General features: G+C 42.4%; 14 protein-coding genes. 5 read left to right on the top strand and 9 right to left on the bottom strand.

All coding sequences use genetic code 11. The features are described from left to right. Nucleotides 1-1,825 precede the first annotated feature (1,825 nt). The 4 genes from FDP09_RS14285 to FDP09_RS14270 all read right to left on the bottom strand — a co-directional run bounded on the left by FDP09_RS14285 (nt 1,826) and on the right by FDP09_RS14270 (nt 8,499). Nucleotides 1,826-4,249, bottom strand: a complete 2,424-nt coding sequence (locus FDP09_RS14285) for a GumC family protein (RefSeq protein WP_137403316.1) — start codon at nt 4,247-4,249, stop codon at nt 1,826-1,828. A 4-nt stretch (nt 4,250-4,253) separates the two neighbouring features. Next, on the bottom strand, nt 4,254-5,063 hold the full coding sequence (locus FDP09_RS14280) for a polysaccharide biosynthesis/export family protein (RefSeq protein WP_137403315.1): 810 nt from the start codon (nt 5,061-5,063) through the stop codon (nt 4,254-4,256). Nucleotides 5,064-5,780: 717 nt separating this feature from the next. Beyond that, nucleotides 5,781-6,788 (bottom strand): type I glyceraldehyde-3-phosphate dehydrogenase, encoded by a 1,008-nt coding sequence (gene gap, locus FDP09_RS14275; protein WP_137403314.1) that lies wholly within the window; start codon nt 6,786-6,788, stop codon nt 5,781-5,783. Nucleotides 6,789-7,095: 307 nt separating this feature from the next. Continuing rightward, entirely contained in the window at nt 7,096-8,499 is a 1,404-nt protein-coding gene (locus tag FDP09_RS14270; RefSeq protein WP_187328676.1) for an alpha/beta hydrolase family protein, read from the bottom strand. A 100-nt stretch (nt 8,500-8,599) separates the two neighbouring features. On the opposite strand from FDP09_RS14270, the gene FDP09_RS14265 reads away from it, so the two are divergent. Then, nucleotides 8,600-8,824, top strand: a complete 225-nt coding sequence (locus FDP09_RS14265; RefSeq protein ID WP_137403312.1) for a DUF3820 family protein — start codon at nt 8,600-8,602, stop codon at nt 8,822-8,824. A 176-nt stretch (nt 8,825-9,000) separates the two neighbouring features. Here the strand turns inward: FDP09_RS14265 and FDP09_RS14260 are convergent, their stop codons facing one another. From FDP09_RS14260 to FDP09_RS14250, 3 genes are all read right to left on the bottom strand, one after another. After that, nucleotides 9,001-9,288 (bottom strand): hypothetical protein, encoded by a 288-nt coding sequence (locus FDP09_RS14260; protein ID WP_137403311.1) that lies wholly within the window; start codon nt 9,286-9,288, stop codon nt 9,001-9,003. Between the two features lie 73 nt (nt 9,289-9,361). Continuing rightward, nucleotides 9,362-9,667, bottom strand: coding sequence for a hypothetical protein (locus tag FDP09_RS14255; protein ID WP_137403310.1), 306 nt, complete (start codon nt 9,665-9,667; stop codon nt 9,362-9,364). 173 nt (nt 9,668-9,840) lie between these two features. Beyond that, nucleotides 9,841-11,073, bottom strand: a complete 1,233-nt coding sequence (locus tag FDP09_RS14250; RefSeq protein ID WP_137403309.1) for a S8 family serine peptidase — start codon at nt 11,071-11,073, stop codon at nt 9,841-9,843. Between the two features lie 1,417 nt (nt 11,074-12,490). Between FDP09_RS14250 and FDP09_RS14245 the strand changes: the two genes are divergently transcribed. The 3 genes from FDP09_RS14245 to FDP09_RS14235 all read left to right on the top strand — a co-directional run bounded on the left by FDP09_RS14245 (nt 12,491) and on the right by FDP09_RS14235 (nt 18,965). Continuing rightward, on the top strand, nt 12,491-15,193 hold the full coding sequence (locus tag FDP09_RS14245) for a TonB-dependent receptor (RefSeq protein WP_308421166.1): 2,703 nt from the start codon (nt 12,491-12,493) through the stop codon (nt 15,191-15,193). An 849-nt stretch (nt 15,194-16,042) separates the two neighbouring features. Beyond that, nucleotides 16,043-18,343, top strand: a complete 2,301-nt coding sequence (locus FDP09_RS14240; protein ID WP_137403307.1) for a TonB-dependent receptor — start codon at nt 16,043-16,045, stop codon at nt 18,341-18,343. Between the two features lie 19 nt (nt 18,344-18,362). Beyond that, nucleotides 18,363-18,965 carry a hypothetical protein gene (locus FDP09_RS14235; RefSeq protein WP_137403306.1) on the top strand — a complete coding sequence of 201 codons (603 nt, stop codon included), beginning with the start codon at nt 18,363-18,365 and terminating at the stop codon, nt 18,963-18,965. 426 nt (nt 18,966-19,391) lie between these two features. Here the strand turns inward: FDP09_RS14235 and FDP09_RS23815 are convergent, their stop codons facing one another. Both FDP09_RS23815 and FDP09_RS14230 read right to left on the bottom strand, forming a co-directional pair. Then, nucleotides 19,392-19,538 (bottom strand): hypothetical protein, encoded by a 147-nt coding sequence (locus tag FDP09_RS23815; RefSeq protein ID WP_187328675.1) that lies wholly within the window; start codon nt 19,536-19,538, stop codon nt 19,392-19,394. A 761-nt stretch (nt 19,539-20,299) separates the two neighbouring features. Beyond that, a complete protein-coding gene (locus tag FDP09_RS14230) occupies nt 20,300-20,752 on the bottom strand; it encodes a hypothetical protein (RefSeq protein WP_229683504.1) in 453 nt (150 codons plus the stop codon). A gap of 262 nt (nt 20,753-21,014) precedes the next feature. Here FDP09_RS14230 and FDP09_RS14225 point away from each other — a divergent pair, with 262 nt between their 5' ends. After that, entirely contained in the window at nt 21,015-22,178 is a 1,164-nt protein-coding gene (locus tag FDP09_RS14225; RefSeq protein ID WP_137403304.1) for a PQQ-dependent sugar dehydrogenase, read from the top strand. Nucleotides 22,179-22,275: the final 97 nt, after the last annotated feature.

Genomic DNA, 22,275 nt, shown 5'->3' with positions numbered 1-22,275 from the left:
GATACAAAAATCATTTTATTTTTATTTTTTATTTGTTTTATTATATATTAATAAATTGTAGTTTATATATTAAAACACCAGTACAATCCGAAAAAACAGAAAAGTTGAGAAAAAAATATTATTCATTAAGTACCATCATTTATATGTCCAATCTATTTTTTAGTCACAAAAAACCTAATACCTTATGTATGACTAAAAAATCAAATAAACATAGAACTTATGATTGTAGGATGGTGATTTACAGAATTTAAGAAAGGCACTGACTTGATATACATAATTAAAAAATTTAAGCGAATCAATATCATTTGATTATAATCCACAAAAAAAAAGAGAACAATTTATCGTAAAACGTGTATTATCCGTAATCAAACAAGGTTCACTGCTATACCAAAGACAGCATAGACAGTGGCATGCTGTACAGTTGGCAACGACAAACCCATAATGTCCTGTTACCTTTAAAAGCCAACCACCATACATGCACAGAAAAGAGACAGGGTTTATCCGACCACCAAATCTCCCTATGTCGTTTAGTTAAGAAGATTTCCCAATACGGATCGTCCATTGAGAGAATTATGGTTTTAATCCATCGTCTTTTTAAACATGTATAAAATGGAGCCGCCTTGCAGGTATTGGGCGTTAGAATTTAAAAAGCGGGTGGGCAAAAAGGCAGGCTTGTTTGACGAAATGCTGCCCAAAAAGAATATTGGCAGCTAGAAAAGGTTTACCTAGCTTTAGATAGGCCTGCTTGGCTTTAAACAGGAGGAGTTTGCCTGCATGAGGGAAGGTTTTAATTTTAGGCCAATAGCTGCACACCTGTGCGCCGTGGCGTAGCGGCGGGGTTTTTTGGTTACTTTGTGTGTCCTGAAGCAAATAAGTAACAAAGGTAAAGACCTCTGTTCGATTATAAAATCGTCACTGCGAGGCTTAGAGGGAGATATGAGGGGTGGACGCCGTGGCAGCTCGCCGCGGCGAGTTGCCACACCCTTTAGCAACCCACATCCTCCTTGAAAGGGTTCGTATGACGCTTTAAATACTAAAATTAAGTCGAGCTCAGGTTAAAGGGATACAAACTATCTTGGAATTTAGCTAAAAAAAATGGCTCTATATGGATTATAGTGGGTAAAGATATTATTCCGGTTAAATTAATGTTGATTCATGTTCCTTTTCAGTGGGCAATTTTCTATTCTGCCTTGAGGTATTTGACGTTAAGAAATCAAAGAAGTGGGCTGGAAAAAGCGCAGGCTTGTTTGACGTGAATCAGTACAAAAAATTGGTATGCTGCACAAATAGAGGAGTTTGCCTGCGTGAGTGCTGGCTTTGATTTTAGTCATATAGCTCACCGCAGCGGGTTTTTTTGGTTACGTTTTTCACCTGAAGGAAAAAAGTAACAAGGCAACAAGATGAAAGGCAAGCTAGAATTTGACATGCAAAGTAATAGTTACCCATAGTAAATCATATAGAACCAAAAAAATTAACCCAATATTTCCAGACACATACTAACTAAACGACATTACCAAGTCACCCCATTGTGCTTCCCGCACAACCCAACTTTCGGGGAAATAGGCAACTGTAAAAGTCTTCACTGCCTGGCATTGGATGTGATTGGTGGGCAGGCACCTTGGAACCTCACCGCGGCGATTTGTCCAGGTCTTTTCCAATGCGCAACCTACTACAAAAAGACTTAAAATGATTAACCGAAAAACAATCTTATGATCGAAGATGGTTAATTTGATTACCAATGCACAAACCTGGGTAAAGTGCCAAGGTCACATATAATACCTTATCGATAGAAAAAATCTAAACACAAATATTTCCATTATATTACCTACCCCTTCATGACAAACCTCTTCCACCAAGAGACCTGACGATCCTCATGGTATCCATAATTCCCTCCATATCCATACCCATATCCATATCCACCAACTCCATTCAGATGAATATCATTCATCAGGCCATAAAGCTTTTTGACGCCTCCTTTTTCATAAATCTCATTGGCTAATTCCGTACTTTCCCTTCTCGAATACTGCTGTCTAAATACAAACATATTGATATCAGCATACCGAAAAAGCTCTTTGGTCTCTGATACAAGCCCCACTGGTGGACAGTCCATCACCACTACATCGTACCGGTCTTTAATCTCCTTCATGATCTGCTCGAATTTGTCTTGCAAGAGTATTTCTGCCGGGTTTGGCGGAATAGGACCTGATAGAAAAATATCTAAGTTTTCGGTTTGGCTCTTCTGAACCAATTTTTCCCAACTGATATCCGTACTCAAACAAGTACTTATCCCCTGTTCATTTTCCAACCCAAAATCCATCGCAATCTTCGGCTTTCTAAGATCAAGCCCCATCAACAACGTTCGTTTCCCCTTTAGAGCAAAAGCAGACGCCGTATTCACACTACAAAATGTCTTTCCCTCTCCAGACACAGTAGAGGTAAACAATATGGTAAGGTTATCCTTTTTGTGAGGACTTAAATAAGTCATGTCTGCCCTAAGGCTTCGAAAACCTTCTGTCACAGAAGACCTTGGCTCCGAAAGGACTGGAACGGACACCCCATATTTTGCACGGCCAATTTTGGCCACTACTGGCATTTTTATAAGCCGCTCAAGTTCCTTTACATCCTCAATTTTGACATTAAAGAAATCCCTCACCGCCACAAATCCCAGTGGGATAAAAAGACCTAAGAGCATTCCGAGCAAATAATTCACTTTCGTCTTAGGAGCCACAGGCATATTCCCGGCTTTGGCCCAATCCAACACTGTGTTTTTCGGAGAATTGGAAGCCCTGGTAATTTCAGCTTCTGCCCTTTTTTGCAGGAGATAAACATAAATATTTTCATTTATGGTGAATTTCCGCTGGATTCCCAGTAACCTTCTTTCAGTCTCCGGAAGGACATTGATCTGCTGCTCCACCTGCCTAATGTTTCCCTTTAACTCCCCTAACATCGACTGAGTATTCCTTATGGCAGAATTGACATTCTCACGAAGTACATTTCTGGTATTATCTATTTTGCTCTTTATTTCCCTGACTGCAGGAGTTTGTTCAGAAAAATTGGATGATAGCCGTACCTTCTCTGCCTGAAGCTCTCCCAGGTTCAATACCAAAGAATTCAAAAGCGGATCTGAAATTCCCACTACAGAAGGTACCAATAAATCCTCTTCACTATTGGTGTCTAAATAATTTTGAAGGGTCTGGTAGTATTTCAGGTTGATCTCCATTTGGGACCGCTCTGTTTCAAGCTCTTGCATCCGTTGAAATATTTGGTTTCCCTCTTCACTGAGATTAAAAACCTTGTTCTGCGTCCGATACTGTTCCAGCCTGTCCTCAAAAAACGTCAGGGAATCTGTAATATCACTTAGTTGATTTTCAATGAACCTGACGGTATTATCGGAAGTCCTGTTCTTCTCGTTCAACTCCCTCTGAAGATACACATCCATCAAGGTATTGAGGTAATCTTCCCCCAAACGTCTTACGGGTGTCTCCAGCCTCAAACTCAGAATGGACGCCTCCTTATTGATAGGACCTACCATTAAATCATTCTTGTACTTCTTGGCCAGTGATGGTGTATCTTGGAGCTGAAACAAAAACGCTTCGTCAGGACTAGCGGATATGTTCTTTACCCTAAACCTAAAGTTGACGCCCTCGATCCATTCTCCAAATTGATAATTCCCCTCCCTTAAAGTGATGTTCTCTATTTGGGTTTTATAAAATGGGTCTGCTGGATTATATGCTAAAAAATTAGATTCCTCAAACGAAAGGCTAAAATCATTATTTTGGCCTTTAACCAGCTTCATCATACCCCCAACCATCTGGGGATGCTTCCAATCCACCTCCACCAGCATAGACTGGTTCCCGTAAGCAGGAACAGCGCCCAACATCCCTTGCTTGAACACTTGCACATTCAGGTTAAGCTCCTGAATAGCCTCTTCGGCAAGCGTGTAGGATTTTAATATGCCTATCTCATTCTCAATATTATTGGTGGATTTTATGAGACCTGAATTTTCGAACAGATCCATTGACATACCCGAGCTTTCATCTTTAATCAACACGGTAGATTCCACTGACCAAATAGGTGTACTGTACCTGTTGATAAAAAATGCAGCTGCCACTCCTACGATAATAAAAGACAAAATCCAAGGCCAATACCTGAGGTACTTAATTAGGATCGCCCTAAAATCAAAAGTACTATCGCTGTTAAACTGAAAAACTGGTGGCGGGTTTCCTGGGTTATTCTGAATATTATTCATGATATTAATTACTCAAATTAATAATTAATGCAACTGCTGTAATGGCTGAAAAAACCAAAGCCAATGTCTGTGCGGTGTTTTCACCCGTTCCGATCTCCCTGACCTTCATCGGTTCGGCATAAATCTGATCATTGGGCTGGATAAAATAAAAGGGAGATTGAATGATGCTTCGGTCATTCAAATCTATTTTGTGGAGCTTCGTACCTTCAGGATATTGCCTAATCAGCATCACCTCATCCCGCTTCGCCACTACCGTCATATCACCGGCATTGGCTATCGCCTCGTAAATAGTCATCCGATCTTGCAAAACGACATACTTCCCAGGCCGACGAAATTCTCCAAAGGCCGTGTACCTTATCCCTCCTAGTTTCACCCTTACATAAAGCTCTGTATTCACATATTTTCTCAGGGCTTTTTCGATGGCCTTCCTCGCCTCCTCCAATGTCATCTCTTGGACTTGCACCTCTCCTGCTAAAGGCAATCTGATATTCCCTTCTTTATCAATGGTATAACCCGTCATATAATAGATATCTCCTCCATTTTGGCCAAGAGAAGTACGGTTAGCCATCCCCCCTTCTTCTCCAGCATTAAAACCTTTTTCGATCATATCCTCAGCAGTAAGGACTTTAACGTCGATGATGTCATTATACTGAAGCTTATATTCAGGTATCTGGTAATTAAGCAATTTGTCCTCTTCTAGTGCTGCATCATTTTCCTTGTTTTGGAGGTAGGTAACCTTTTTGTTAGAAATACAGGAGTTTAACCCGATCATCAACAACAATACAAAAAACAAAAAATATCTACTCATATGCATTTTTATATATTTAAAATGTATTTCCTGTAAATATATAAAACTTGAAATCAAATAGACAGAGAAAAAGTAATTTTTAGTAAAAAGTCCTCAAAACAAGCATAGTTTGTATGTACATACCCATTAAAAATCTAAGTTTATATATGGTTTATCACACTAATTCATGCACTCAACGTTCTAAAATGTTCGACTATAGAAAAGCAGAAAAACCAGCCACAATATAGCCTTTCAATGGAATTGGTCTGTGACTTCGTCCCAATCCTGTCGTCAAGTCCATGGCCGTCATTTTAAGGCGGTATCAGCGTACCAGTTACCACAATTAGATGAACTTAGCTGTTCGAGATTACAAATCTCGAACCGGAATAATGTGGATCTAAAAGCCCCCCTGGCCATTTGTCAATAGTCCAGACATTAATAACCTCAGTTCGATTATAAAATCGTCACTGCGAGGCATAGAGGGAGATATGAGGGGTGGAAGCCGTGGCAGTCTCAGTATTTCAGAATTGCCACACCCTTTTCCAACCCACATCCTCCTAAAAAGGGTTCGCCATGACGCTTTTAATACAAAAATTAAGTCGAGCTCAGGTTAATAATTACATATTCATGGATTTCTTGGAAACCGGGCTCAATCCCACATCCAATCAGGATGCTCACAATTGGGCATAAAAAAACCCGACAGAGTTTTTCCTGTCGGGTCCTTTTATATGAACTGGTTATGGATTAACCTTTTTTTGCAATGTAAGTAAGTAGGTCAACTACTTTGTTAGAGTAGCCCCACTCATTGTCATACCAAGATACCAACTTCACAAACTTGTCACTCAACTGGATACCTGCACCTGCATCGAAGATAGATGTTCTGGCATCACCAATGAAATCATTGGAAACCACTGCATCTTCAGTATATCCCAATACACCTTTGAGATCACCTTCAGAAGCTTCTTTCATTTTGGCACAGATTTCTTCGTAAGTAGCTGCATTTTTTAATCTTACGGTAAGGTCCACTACAGACACGTCAGGAGTCGGTACACGGAAGGCCATTCCGGTAAGTTTACCGTTAAGTTCTGGAATAACTTTCCCTACTGCCTTGGCTGCACCTGTAGAAGATGGTATGATGTTTTGTCCGGCGCCACGTCCACCTCTCCAGTCTTTCATAGATGGACCATCTACTGTTTTCTGAGTAGCAGTAGTAGCGTGAACAGTCGTCATCAAGCCTTCTTCAATTCCCCAGTTGTCATTTACCACTTTGGCAAGTGGAGCAAGACAGTTGGTCGTACAAGAAGCATTGGATACAAACTGCATATCAGTAGTGTAAGAAGATTCATTCACACCCATTACGATCATTGGTGTATCGTCTTTGGAAGGGGCAGACATGATGACTTTCTTGGCACCAGCTTGAATGTGTCCCTGTGCCGTTTCTTTCGTAAGGAAAAGTCCAGTAGATTCTACAACGTATTCTGCTCCGATATCAGTCCACTTAAGATCAGCAGGATTCTTCTCAGCTGTCACACGAATGGCATTTCCGTTTACAACCAACTGGCCGTCTTTCACTTCTACGTCACCTTTAAATTGACCGTGAGTAGAGTCATATTTCAACATATATGCCATATAGTCCACATCTACCAGGTCATTGATACCTACGATCTGAACGTCATCTCTTTCCTGTGCTGCTCGGAACACCAGTCTTCCTATTCTTCCGAATCCGTTAATTCCTACTTTAATCTTTGTCATTTTTAATTAAGGTTAATAGGTAAAATTATGTTGTTATTTTAAATCTATCTTCTCACTCCCCACTCTCTAAACATTCCAAACAATAAAGTGGTTCGCATGCTAAAAACATCGTACAACCTCGTATAGGATGGTGATTTTTTGCTAGGTCAAATTTATTGAATTAAAATTTAGTAAAGAAATGTAGTCTATATTAATCTGACATATTTCTTCTGATTTTGTCCTTATCTTGGGCATATTTCCACTGAAAACCGAAATTTAGTGCAAAATCCATAAAGCAACTGAGCCCATTATCAAACATCCATTCTCTTTATCGACTTATGATCCACTGGGCAATATCAGCCATTGCTTCTTCGCTAAAGGTCTCTTCAATGGTTCCATATTCACCCATTGCACCAGTGCTGCTGTGCTGGAAGAGGTGGTTGAGATCCGGGTATATTTTCACGGTGAAATTCTCTTTTCCTCCTTCCTTTTTTATCCTCTCCAAGACCTCCCCATTATTGCTGCCATTCACTTGGATATCCTTACCTCCAAAAAGAGCCAAAACAGGAATCTCCGTCTTATGGATATACTCCTGAAGGTTGATTTTAGCAAATGTAAAAAACCATGGGCTAAGGATATTTGCATATTTTGCCACAAATTCCTCAAGCTCTTCCTCGGAATAGTTCTCCCCAGTACTTTTAAGATATTCATCCAACCTGTCAGGAAGTACTATCTCCAAACTATCATAGTCATTGGTCTCCGACAATACGTCATAAATGATCCCCACTACCTCTTCTTCCCTTGCCATTTGCTCATCTGAAGCCTCCACGGATGCTAGAAAATCCCTTGCCTGCTGTCTCATCAACTGCGGCACGGGAACCGTAGGCCCAGCAATAGAAACCGCAAAACTGCCCGCCTTACCTTTAGCTGCCATCATCCAAGCGATCATGCCCCCTTCACTATGCCCTATTACTCCCACCATTAGCTGATTGACAAAGGGGAACTTCCTTAGATGGGACATGGCCGCTTCTGCATCATCAGCAAAATCAAAGGTAGTGGCATCTTTAAATTCTCCCCCGGAGTCCCCTACTCCACGCTCATCGTACCTGAGCACTGCTATTCCATTTCGTGTAAAATAATCGGCCAAAACCAAAAACGGTTTATGGCCAAACATCTCTTCATTTCGATCCTGAGGACCTGAGCCTGAAACCAAAATCACGCCCGGAAATGGCCCCACGCCCTTAGGTTTCGTGATGGTTCCTTTAAGGGTTATTCCGGCAGAAACATTCTTAAAAGAAGTCTCGATCTGCTCATAGTCAAAAGGCCCTTTCGGTTCCTGAGGTCTCTTGCCCATACCCTGATCATCGGCTGGTAGCCTCCACAGTAAAAGGGGAATTTCCATTCCACTTTGCAAAAACATGCCCCGAATGGTGTCTAGCTCCAGCTTTCCACTATAACTGATATTATAGCCGCTAACCCCCAAGGACACCTCCAAAGAATCGACCAAAACCTTATCCAAGGCCATGCCTGTAGCCCCTTGTGCAGGACTGTCCATGGTCCCTTCCCACTTTTCGCCTGCTTTATTCAAATGAAAAACCAGTGGAATCTTTTGCCCCATCACTTCTAAGACACCCTTCCAATCTCCCTCCACACCACTTTGGGCATATAAAGACGATTTCCCCATTACACCAACTAGAAGAATAAAAACACCAATTGCTTTAAATAATCTCATATAATCAAAATTAGACTCCTTATTTATTACTGCTGGTAAAAACGGAAGGAGTATTTCCATTTCTTTTTAAAGTTAAAAGGAATTTAGAATATCTTCGTGCATGCAAAAAGAAATACTTGTAGATCTAGTGACCAAAAGAATGCCTTTTGGGAAGTACAAGGGCAAATTGATCTGTGATATCCCGGAACACTACCTTGTTTGGATGCATGGAAAGGGATTCCCCGAAGGCAAACTCGGCATGTGGCTACACACCATGTATGAAATCCGGATCAATGGACTTGAGTATTTGCTCGTTGAGCTCAAGAAGAGAATAAAGCAAACATAAAGGCCTGATACCTCTAAACCGATCGTAGATCAAACAATTTTTCTGACGGAACAGGGATTTATCTCCTGGATACTCCCTCCCAAAAGTCCCTGATTAAACCCGTTGCGTTGAATACCAGTTTAAGGATGTTAAACCCGTTTTATCAATGCCGTTTAGTTAAGGTCATTTCCCTGTTTTCACCTGCTAGGAGTTTCTTTTCTATTTGACTTTAACTGTATGGCTTTGGCCATTTTTGTGGACTTTATCCTTTTCCTTTTTTCCATTGATGAAAAAAGAAAGAAAAAATCTAGGCCGGTGGTCTGCCCTTTAAAATGGGACATGGATTTCCCACGCGACGTGGTTCCGTCACCCATTTTAATTTCCACCCGATGGCTACGGCCTAAAAGCGAGTGGGGCTCGCTGTTCCACGACGCGAGCCAACTCCCTTTCTTAACGGCCTCCACCATCGGCTGGAAAACAGGCATACCAAGGGCCGTAATAAGGAAGCGATACCTTTTTGGGACTTATTAACTGAATCCGCCTTGCAGGTATTGGGCGTTAAGAAATTAAAAAGCGGGTAGGCAAGAAGGCAGGCTTGTTTGCCGAAAGGCTGACAAAAAGAATGTTGGCGGCTAAAGAAGGTTTACCTGGCTTTAAATAGGCCTGCTTGGCTTTAGACAGGAGGAGTTTGCCTGCATGGGGGGTAGGCTTTAATTTTAGCCCAATAGATGCACACCTGTGCGCCGTGGCGTAGCCGCGGGGTTTTTTGGTTACTTTTTTGGCCTGAAGTAAAAAAAATACAAAGGTAAAGAGGTGAAGACCATCTTGGAATTTAGCAGAAAAATAATAGAACCAATATTTCAAAATTCACACTAACTAAACGACATTGATAATGCGGTTTAAAAAATTGTGCATTGCCTAGTGTCAAGTAAACGCTTTAATGACGTGTATGGCGGTGGGGATCTTGGCCTGTCTTTGGGTATCAACACAAGATGTCCCCAAGCTTTCCGCTTGCCTCCTACCATTTATCGCCAAAATCAAGGGCATTTTCTCACTGCAATGGGGTCACAATCTCCATCGGGATCATTTTTGACCAGACCATCCTTTACCGGGCCTCCCTGAAGAATCAAGGCAGCTACATGAGGTGCAGCGTAGGATGTCCCGCTTCTAAAATTATATTGCCCATTTATCCAGGTGGAAAGCACCCCTACACCAGGTGCACACCAATCAATCGGGGGATTGCCATAATTGGAAAACTCAGCAAACACATCATTTTCATCCATGGCCGAAACCGTAAAGAAATATTTCCCATTTAGCCTCCCCGGGGAGTAATCTTTGGCATGATCACTTTCATTTCCTGCAGCAAAAACAAAATTTATCCCCTTATCTGATGCCTTTTCTATGGATGTTTCCAATACAGGTGTCACTGGCCCGGTTAGACTGACATTGACCACATCACCTTTGCAGCCGTCAATCATGATATGATCCAAGGCTGCTAAAATTCCAGAATAGGTTCCTCTTCCATCTTTATCTACGATTTTGATAGGGATCACCGTCGCTCCTGCCGCGACTCCTACAATTCCCTTACCGTCCATTTTTGCACCTATGATGCCCGCTACGTGGGTACCGTGTCCATTAAAATCCTGCAAGGTACTGCTTTCCTCTCCTGTATAAATGGCGTTAAATCCACGGGATACATTTACATTCAGTTCTTCATTCTGCAGGTCTATGCCACTGTCCACTACATACACCACATTCTTACCCGTGTAGCATAGCGGTCCGCCAACACGCTCCACGCCATAAGGCACCAAGTCTCCTGGTACGCTTCCAGCACGTCCCGCATACGCTGATTGGTTTATTTTAGGTTCAATGTCCCGGAAAGTTATTTCCTGATCTTTTTCAATGCTGGCCACTTCAGGCAATTGGCTTAGTTTTTTGTATTCACCTTCGCTCAAATAGGCTGAAAATCCGATAAAACCACTACTATATATATGGGCTATTCGATCATTTTTCATGGATTGCATACCCAACATTTCACCTATAAGATACCGGAGTTGTTCCTTCATCAACTTGCTGTCCTGTGCTACCTTTAAACCTCCAACACCTTCCTTCAAAACAACAACGTACCTGTTTTCCAAGGTTTTCCTCATCGCTCCACTTTGGTCGGTGATAGCATGGTTGGCAGGCACGGGTAAATCTGACTGACATGCCCCTAGCACACTGAATAAAAAACAACACACTACAAAACGTTTAAATAAAAATAACTGCATTTCAAACCCTTTTAAAATTCTTTAATAATAAAAAACAAACATAGAAATAAAATTTAATCCATAAAACAAATCAACAAAAGTTAATCTTTAAAAAAGCTAAACAGACCTTTTCTACCCTAATATCGACAATAAAAAAACCTTGTAAATACTAAATCTTTCCACAATGCCGTTTAGTTCAGGGGATTTTCTTCTTTTCATATACCTAAAAGTCCTTTTTTTGATTGACTTTGGCTGGGGAAACCTGATCATCTTGGTGGATTTTATCCTTTTCCTTTTTTCCCCCGAAAGCCTTCGGGGCAGGCTATTGATGAAAAAAGAAAGAAAAAAATCTAGGCCGGTGGTCTGCCCTTTAAAATGGGACATGGATTTACCCTGCGACCGAGATCCGGCACCCATTTTAATTTCCACCCGATGGCTACGACCTTAAAGCGAGTGGGGCTCGCTGTTCCACGACGCGAGCCAACTCCCTTTCTTAACGGCCTCCACCATCGGTTGGAAAACAGGCATACCAAGGGCCGTCAAAAGGAAGCGATACCTTTTTTGGCTCAGGGGGGCTTATAGTTCCGGCTCAACTTGGTTACTTAAGAAAATATACCACTACATGGAATAATGATGATAATGTATCCATAAGAAACTTATTAATCGGATCCGCCTTGCAGGTATTGGGCGTTAAGAAATTAAATAGCGGGTGGGCAAAAAGGCAGGCTTGTTTGACGAAATACTAGCCAAAAATAATGTTGGAAGCTAGAAAAGGTTTACCTGGCTTTAGATAGGCCTTCTTGGCTTTAGACAGGAGGAGTTTACCTACATGAGGGAAGGTTTTAATTTTAGGCCAATAGCTGCACACCTGTGCGCCGTGGCGTAGCGGCGGTTTTTTTGGGTTACTTTTTTGACCTGAAGCAAAAAAGTGACAAAGGTAAAGAGATGAAAACCACCTAGGATTTAGAAAGAAAAATAATACTACCAATGTTTCCAGGCACACACTAACTAAACGACATTGGATCTTTACCCCAAAAACCTATCTTGTTTTAGGTAATCGTAATCTCAAATTCACGAGTTACACAACATTTAAAAGAATAAGAGAAAACAGCATCCCGGTATATGGGAATCCGATCGGTATATTCGCTAGTTGTTCCTAATTCGGGGCTTCCTTTGCACCTAAAAAACTAGTACTCTGCATTTTTTCATATAATAGTGGCCAAATTTCCACCATCTATTTACCCCACTCACCTTAAATACGCTCCACTCATACAATAATATGGTCGTAAGGTAAACCTTTACGTAATTTAGCAGTCTAATAAAGAAGAGATCACCAATAAAAAACAATCACAACTAACTCAAAAACAACACTATGCGTAAAATTTATCTACTATTTTTTTTCTGCTTGTTACTATGTGGAGACCTCATTGGGCAAAATATGCTCCGAGGCAAAATAGTGGACAAGGAATCCAAGGAAACACTTCCTGGAGCTTACATTTTTTTAAAAAATGCTGAGGGTGAAAATCTCGCCAATACATACACCGATGAAAACGGTGAATTTAAGATTACCAAACCAAAGGCAAACAGCTTCGTTTTGGAAATCAGTTTTATCGGTTACAAGACTCTGCGTAGAACGATCAAGAAAACCGACATCAGTAATTTTGGTACAATAGCCTTGGAAGAAGATGCCAACCAACTGCAGGAAGTGGAAATCCAGGGACAGGCAATGACAGGTGAGGTAAAAGGGGATACGGTCTCATTTAATGCCACTGCATACAAAACCCGCTCTCAAGCCAGTGCAGGTGAGCTGGTCAGAAAAATGCCCGGTGTCCGTATGAATGGAGGAACGATCGAGGTCCAAGGAGAAACGGTCGGAAGAGTATTGGTGGATGGAGAACCGTTTTTTGGGGATGACCCTGCAATGGCCATGCAAAACCTTCCTGTGGCCGTCATCGATAAGATTGAGTTTCTTGACCAAAAAAGCGATCAGGCCCGGTTGACTGGATTTGACGATGGGGAGACCATTAAGACCATTAATATCATCACAAAAAAGGAAACTCGTGGCGGAAAATTCGGCCAGCTCTTTGCCGGTTACGGTACTGATGACAACTACCTGGTAGGTGGTGCAGTCCATTTCTTTGAAGGTGCCCAGCGCCTTTCCTTATTGGGACTTAGCAATAACATCAACCAACAAAATTTTTCAGCAGATGACCTGACTGGAGCCTTTGGGGCGGGCGATAGCCGTGGATGGGGAAGAAGGGACAGCGATGATATTACGGTACGTGAAAGGCCCGGAATAACAACCACAAATTCATTGGGCACCAATTTTACGGACAAATTTGACGATGGAAAAGCCCGATTTTCAGGAAATTATTTCTTTAATGACAGTCAGAATACCTTGAGACGGAGATCTACCCGTGAATACATTCTGCCAAGCGATAGTTTACAATTTTACGAAGAAGAAAGACAGGAAGAAAACAATAGCCAATTGCACCGGGTCAACATGAAGCTGGAATATGACATCACTGAAAAGCACGCCATCATTTGGAGACCGCGTTTTTCTTATGAGAAAGGGAATTCCACCAATAGGCTTGCCGCCGTCAACCTATTTGACCAATCCACACCGATCAGTGAAACTGTAAATGCCACTGAAAGCACCAATGAAAGGCTGAGATTTGACAATGATTTTACTTATCGGTACAAATTTAACAAACCGGGAAGAACTATCTCTACCAGCATCGAAACGGGCTATCGGGACAACAAAAGTGACTCCCGCCTGATCTCTGTCAACCAAAACTACCAAAGTGGAAACCTTGATAGCCTCATTCAAAGAACCAACAATAAAAATGGGTCTTTTGATTATGAAGTAGAAATCGAATACACCGAACCAATCGGTGAAAATTCCCAATTAAGGGTAGAATATGAAATAGGGGATGACAAGAGCGACAATTTACAAGACGTTTCCCAACGTGAAATGGAGTCCACCGTTTTTGAAAAGGACAGTACCTTGAGCAACGAATTTGAAAATAGCTACAAAAGAAATGAACTCAGTTTGGGCTATCGCTATGCTGGAGAAGTCTGGAGGATTTTTTCTTCGCTAAACTATGAAGTATCTAAGCTCAATAGTGACCGCATCTTCCCAGGATATGAAAATACCAAAAGAACTTTCAAAAACTTCGTACCTCGTCTATATGTGGACTATGAACCGAGCAAATCACTGAGCGTACGTGTAGGCTATCGAACAGATACCGATGCACCATCAGTAAGACAATTGCAAGATGTAATTGACAACAGCAACCCCCTACAAATAAGCATGGGGAATCCTGAACTGGAACAGGAATATGAGCACCGACTCTTTACCCGTATTAGAAAAATCAACTTGGAAAACTCCAAGTCCTTTTTCATGTGGTTCTCTGCTGGTCTCCGCAACAATTTTATGGGAACAAGCACCTACATTGCTACACAGGATACCCTAATCCAAAACGAGGTATTGCTGCGACAAGGCGGGCAACTCAGCATGCCTGTAAATCTCAGCAGAGCTTGGAATGCCAATACGAGCATCTCGTTTGGCTTTCCGCTGAACTTTATGAAAAGTAACCTTAATTTGGACACTAGGATTCGTTACTCCAATACTCCTGGCCTTATCAATGATCAACTTAACAACAATCACAACTTAGGGCTGGGCCAAGGCATAGGGGTCAGCAGTAATGTGGGCGAAAAACTCGACTTTAACCTCAGCACCTCAGGAAACTACAATCTTGTAAAAAGCTCGATACAAGAAAATAGAAACACAGAATACTATTCGCATGAAACCCGATTGGATCTATACTGGAACTTCTGGAAGGGCTTTTTTATCAGTACCAATGTCAATAATCAATTTTATGTTGGCTTAGGAGAAGAATATGATCAATCTGTCTGGCTAATGAATGCTGACTTTGGATACCGATTTCCTCCTACACAAAACCTAGAACTAAAAATGACTGTCTTTGACCTTCTCAACCAAAACACCAGCATTAACAGGAGTGTTACCGACGTGTATATCGAAACCGAACGAACCGATGTCCTGAGACAGTTCTTTATGCTCACCCTTACCTATAACCTAAGGGCATTTGGAGGGAATCAGCCACAGTATGAAAATTAAGCTTCTGCTTTACAAAGTCCTTTGGATACCCCTATATCTACTACGCCGCAATATAGGTGTCCAAAGGGCTACCTTCCTTACTTTTTCCACGTTTCGCATGCCGCTTTCCTTACCCGGACCAAGCAATATTTTAGGAGAGCGATAAATTTCTTTCTTTACAGGTGACAACAAGCACTTGGCACCTATTAATCCTAGGTTTTACAGTTAAGAAAACCGGTAGTCTCAAACTTTCGCGCTTGGACACTTTAACCCGCTTTATCAATATCGTTTAGTTAAAGAGATTTTCCAATACGGATCGTCCACTGAGAAAATTATGGTTTTAATCCATGGCCTTTTTTAAACATGTATAAAATGGATCCGCCTTGCAGGTATTGGGCGTTAAGAAATTAAAAAGCGGGCGGGCAAAAAGGCAGGCTTGTTTGACGAAATGCTGCCCAAAAAGAATGTTGGCAGCTCAAGAAGGTTTAACTGGCTTTAGATAGGCCTGCTTGGCTTTAGACAGGAGGAGTTTGCCTGCATGGGGGAAGGTTTTAATTTTAGGCCAATAGCTGCACACCTGTGCGCCGTGGCGTAGCGGCGGGTTTTTTTGGTTACTTTTTTGACCTGAAGCAAAAAAGTAATAAAGGTAAAGGGATGAAAACCATCTTGGAATTTAACAAGAAAAATAACTGCCCAAGGGGAAAAAAAAGAACCTGTATTTTCCAGACACACACTAACTAAACGGCATTGAATGCGGGTTTAACCTTTTCACTTGGTTTTACGGTCATCGGTCCGCGCCTGTTGGAAGTGGAAATTTTCAATGAAACCAAATTGCATTAAGCAACGTTATTGCGTTATATTTGTGCTCTCATGATCAAAATGCTCAAGCAACAGACTTTCATCTTATTCTTTTTGGTAATCTGCCGCCCTGCTTTTCCGCAGGAAAAGTGTGCTTTTGATTTTAAAGGAAAAGTGGTGGACCAAGAAAGCCAAGAACCTATTGAAGGTGCATATATCTGGATAAAGGAACTGGAAAAGGGCACCATTACCAATCAAAATGGCAACTTCCACCTCCATGACATCTGTGAAGGTCATTACGGCTTAAGTGTAGAATTTTTGGGGTATTCCAGCCAATCGCTCCAGCTTAACGTCCATGATCATGTCAACATGACCATACGAATGGTGTCCAAGGAGTATTTGATCGATGGAGTTGAGATTGTCGGACATAAGGACGCTGTCAATACCCTGAACAGCATCACCCACCTTGGCAAAGATATATTGGATGAAAACCGCGGAGAAAACCTCGGAGAAACGCTGAAGGAACTTCCAGGTGTCACCACATTCACTACAGGTGCCAACATCAGTAAGCCTGTCATTCACGGCATGCACAGCAACCGAATCATGATCCTTAACAATGAGGTTCGGCAGGAAGGCCAACAATGGGGCGTGGAACATGCCCCTGAAGTAGATCCTTTTATGGCCGAAGATATTTCCGTGGTCAAAGGAGCCGAAACGGTACGTTTTGGCCCAGAAGCAATGGGAGGTGTCATATTGGTATCTCCTCCAAAACTTCCCGTGTCTGCAGGCACTTCTGGGTCAGCCACTTTGGTGGGAAGTACAAATGGCTGGAATGGTGCTGCTGCTTTTTCTCTTGAAGGTGGATTAAAAAACTTCCAGGGATTTGGATACCGCCTCCAAGCATCTTCCCGGGCGGGCGGAAACATCAAAACACCTGAATACTATCAAGACAATACCGGTATGCGGGAACTGAACTTCTCCGGTGCAGTGGGCTATAATACTAAGAAATTGGGAATGGAACTTTTTTATAGTCGATTTGCCACCACCATTGGGATTCTGAGTGACTCCCATACGGGCAATTCCTCCGACTTGGAAGAACTGATTGCTAACGGCAGGCCTTTCTCTGACCCTGATTTCACTTATACCGTCGAAAATCCCAGACAGGAAGTTGTCCACCAACTCTTTAAAGCAAAAGGCCATTATCATCTTGACAACAACAGTGTCATCAACCTAAAATATGCTTTTCAACAAAACAACCGACAAGAGTATGACATCAGAAGAGGCGCTTTAAATGATAGGGCAGCACTGGACCTCGAACTGTTTACCAACACCATAGACGTATCCTACGAACACACATCGAACGAAAACTGGAACGGATCTATTGGTGTGAGTGCCCTTCAGCAAGCCAATAACAACATTCCCGGAACAGGCGTAACACCGCTGATCCCAAATTATGACATGCTTAATCTTGGTGCCTTCTTGATTGAAAAATACACCAATGGACCGCTAGAGTTAGAGGGAGGCGTACGCTACGATTACCGCTTTGTGGATGCAGCCCGCTATAATCAGGGAGAACTGAATGAACAGGATTTCACATTCAATAACTTCACGGCCTTCTTAGGTGCCGGATACAGCCTGAACAAAAACTGGCTCGTTACCACTAACCTGGGCTCCGCTTGGCGTCCCCCAAATATCAATGAGCAATTCAGTCAAGGCCTGCATCATGGTGCTGCCGCAGTGGAAATCGGAGATCCCAATCTGGTCAGTGAACAGGCCATTAAATGGGTAAACACGGTAAACTTCAGTAATGATAAATTAAACGCTGAGCTGACAGGCTATTACCATAAAATCAACAACTATATCTACTTAAACCCTACCGGAGAAGAGTACGTATCACTAAGGGGCACATTCAATGTCTATGAATATTTACAGACAGACGCCTTCTTCTGGGGAATGGATTTAAGTGCAGATTATACATTGCTTCCTTCACTGTCCTGGTATATCAAGGGAAGCCTGATCCGGGCAAAAAACCTTACAGAACAAAACTATCTCCCCTTTATTCCTGCCGACAGACTGGAAACCGGCCTGGTTTATCAAGCTGATAAAATCGGGAAAATTGAAATCAGCAACCTGACGGTATTCAAGCAAAGAAGGGAACCAGATTTTGACTTGGCTCCCGCTCCTCCAAGCTACAACCTTTGGAGTGCCAGTATCAATAGGAAGCTATTCCAAAAGGAGAAGTCCAGCCTAAAAGGCAGTCTTGCCGTAAACAATATCTTCAATACAGAATACAAAGATTACATGAACCGTTTTAGGTATTTTACCCATGAAATGGGCCGAAATATCTCCTTACGACTTAAATATGAATTTTAAACAAAATACTATGATCAACATGAAAAAACTTTCAGCATTGGTCCTGCTGGCCATCGCATCAGCAACGTTGCTATCTTGTAGCAAGGATGATCCTGTACCAGAGCTAGATCAAGAAGTGATCACTGACGTCTCCCTTACCTTTACAGAGGTGGACGGAAACGATGGGGTAATTGGAACTGCCATGGAATATAACGCCTCTTCTGACGAAGGTATAGGATTGGGAGGAAATGTAGTCATCGACGACATCGATGGCTTGGAAGCTGGTAAAAGATACTTAGTAGAGATTACTGCCTTTAATGGAATTGCCAATGAAGATGTTACCGAAGAAATCGAAGAAGAAGGAGACCATCACCAGTTTTTCTTCGTGGGGAGTGCTTTCTTAGGCGAAAACGGCTTTCTGGAATATATGTATGACGATGAAGACGAAGATGGAAATCCTATCGGACTTCGAGGCTATATTACCGTTGATGAAAATGCAGGCAGTACTACCGGTATGTTGAACCTCGTATTACGTCATGATTTGGACAAGGATTTTGAAGGCGCGAATAACCCAAGTTGGGAAAATTTTGTGCAGGCTGGAGGAGAAAGCGATCTGGATATTGACTTTGACGTAATCCTATAAAACGCCTTGAACATTTATGCAAAGCCCTGTTTTCCGACTGGAATCCAGGGCTATTTTATGGGCTTTTCAACCCGCATTATCAATGTCGTTTAGTTATGGGGATTTCCTTCTTTTCATATACCTAAAAGTCTTTTTTGATTGACTTTGGCTGGGGAAACCTGATCATCCTGGTGGATTTTATCCTTTTCCTTTTTTCCATTGATGAAAAAAGAAAGAAAAAAATCCAGGCCGGTGGTATGCCTTTTAAAATGGAACATGGATTTCCCCTGCGACGTGGATCCCTCACCCATTTTAACCCGGATTATGCGTTGGGAATCGTAGTGAGAGCTGAAAGTGCAAGAAAATCAGTTAGTTTGGAGGCATTAGCGTAGCACCGCTACGCTAATGCCTCCAAACTAAAGTGAAACGACTGATTTTGAAGCAGTTTCAGGTCGCAACAGATAGGCTAATGCATATTCCGGGTTTAATTTCCACCCGATGGCTACCACCTAAAAGTGAGTGGGGCTCACTGTTCCACGACGCGAGCCAACTCACTTTCTTAACGGCCTCCACCATCGGCTGGAAAACAGGCATACCAAGGACCGTAATAAGGAAGCGATACCTTTTTGGGACTTATTAACCTCAGTTCGATTTTAAAATCGTCACTGCGAGGCTTAGAAGGAGATTTGAGGGGTGGAAGCCGTGGCAGCTCGCCGCGGCGAGTTGCCACCCCCTTTTCCAACCCACATCCTCCTTAAAAGGGTTCGTATGACGATTTTAATACAAAAATTAAGTCGAGCTCAGGTTATTAACTGAATCCGCCTTGCAGGTATTGGGCGTTAAGAAATTAAATAGCGGGTGGGCAAAAAGGCAGGCTTGTTTGACGAAAGGCTGACCAAAAAGAATGTTGGCAGCTAAAGAAGGTTTACCTGGCTTTAGATAGGCCTGCTTGGCTTTAGACATGAGGAGTTTGCCTGCATGAGGGGAGCCTTTAATTTTAGGCCAATAGCTGCACAGCGGCGGGGTTTTTTGGTTACTTTTTTGACCAGAAGCAAAAAAGTAACAAAGGTAAAGGGATGAAAACCACCTAGGGATTTAGCTACAAAAATAACTGCCCAAGGAAAAAAGGTAGAACCCGTATTTTCCAGATACACACTAACCAAACGGCATTGCCCGCTTTATGCATTAGGAATCGTTATGAGAGCTGAAACTACAAGAAAATCAGGCTGTTTGGAGATTGAATCATCCGCCGCGGTGGATGGTGAAATCGAAAACAGCAGGGAAGCGATTGATTTTGTCCGCCGCGGCGGATCAGGTCGCAATAGATAGGCTAATGCATCATGCGGGTTCAAGGATCATGAGCCAGCAGCCTTACCGACATTTCCCGCTACCAAAATAACGTCGTATTCTGGCCCCGAGGTTGCCAAGTGCACTTTGATGTGGAAGTCATCTTCCATTAGATCAGATAGGCTGTGTCCTTCCAGAACTGTCACACTCCGCAGCGACCTGATATCCACGCTGCTCAGCATGTCCGCCATACCGGCATCAGTGCCTGCTTCATAAGCTCCATAATGCAAATGCGCCGGAAAATAATACTCGTCTTCTGAAGCATCCCCGTATAGCTGGATGGTCACCTCGATGCCTGAGCCATTCGAAAATTCCTTAAAGATCGCTTCACCGGTATAACCATACGCTGTACTGACCGTTTGAAGATCATAGGTAAGGACCCTATCCTCATAAAGCGAATCCGTAAGGTCATCGCAAGAGGAAAAAGTGAAAATCAACAATACCAATATGCCTAATTTCATTTTCATAAGTATAGCAGAGCATTAAGTTTGGGTTAAAGATACAGTTTATGGTAGTATGGACGATAAATGGATCATAGTTTTTTAATCTGAAGAATTTCTCGACGCTCTGCGTCGGAATAGTTCATTGTTCGCTGAAGAAGGCTTTCGCCACTACGGACACCACTTATGTATTTTATGCCTCCATCTTCATTATTGGAAAACTTTTCCACATTTAATTGATTATATTTATAAAATAAAGAAACCTATAAACAAACCTATTGAAATGAAAAAACCGATCACAAACATTTTGCTCACCCAACGGCTTGTCATTTTTGTCATGGTTTTAACGGGCAGTGTTTCATGCGCACAGGACAAAAGGCCAGAGGTCATGGAAAATACTCCTCCAATTGGAGATGACCCAAAAAACTACACCACCGAAACAGTGGTAGAAGACATCAACAATCCATGGGGAATGGCTTTTCTTCCAGACGGAGCCATATTGGTTACCGAAAAAGATGGCGAACTGATATACGCCAAAGACGGCCAAAAGAAAATCATTCCCGGCACCCCAGATGTCGTATCCAAAGGGCAAGGTGGTCTTTTGGACATTATACTCCACCCCGATTACAGCACTAACGGATGGATATATCTCACCTATTCGTCTGGGGAAGGAGAGGGTGATGGCGCCCACACAGCTGTTATGAGAGCGAAATTTGACGGAAGTAGCCTTACAGATCAAGAGGTCCTTTATAAAGCAACCCCCAATACAGAAAAGGGACAACACTTTGGTTCCAGAATGGCTTTCGACGACGATGGATACCTCTATTTTTCTGTAGGTGAAAGGGGCGAACGGGATGTAAATCCCCAAGACATCACCCGTGATGGCGGCAAAGTCTATCGGCTACATGACGATGGGGCCATTCCTGAAGACAATCCTTTTTACAATGATGAAAATGCCAAGAAAGCTATCTATTCCTACGGCCACCGGAACCCCCAAGGAATGATCTTCCACCCCGTTTACAATGAAATATGGGTCAATGAGCATGGCCCTCAAGGAGGAGATGAAATCAATATCGTAAAGAAAGGTGCCAATTTCGGGTGGCCAGAAGTGTCCTATGGGATCAATTATGACGATTCAATGTTGACTGAAGAAACCAACCGAGAAGGCATGGAACAGCCGCTTTATTACTGGGTACCTTCCATTGCACCCTGTGGTTTTGCGTTGGTGCCAGAGGAAACCTATCCCGATTGGGCAGGAAACCTGCTCGTAGGATCCCTAAAATTCCAATACTTGGAAATGCTCACCTTAGAAGGTAAGCAGGTAACCAAAAGAACCAAATTGATGGATGGCTCGGGAAGAATGAGAAATGTAAAAATCGGTCCAGACAACCACATCTATGTCGGCATTCAAGGTACAGGCATTGTCAAAATTGTCCCTAACCCATAAATTTGGCATTTATAGGCTTTTTTGGGTGGGAATATTCACTTACCAAACAAAGAGCAGTAATCCCTTTACTGCTCTTTGCTTTTAAATCCCCGCCTCC

Source organism: Echinicola rosea (genome assembly GCF_005281475.1).
Classification (GTDB): Bacteria; Bacteroidota; Bacteroidia; order Cytophagales; family Cyclobacteriaceae; genus Echinicola; species Echinicola rosea.
Note: the sequence above shows the minus strand (reverse complement) of the source record. Positions and strands in the feature narration are given on the sequence as shown.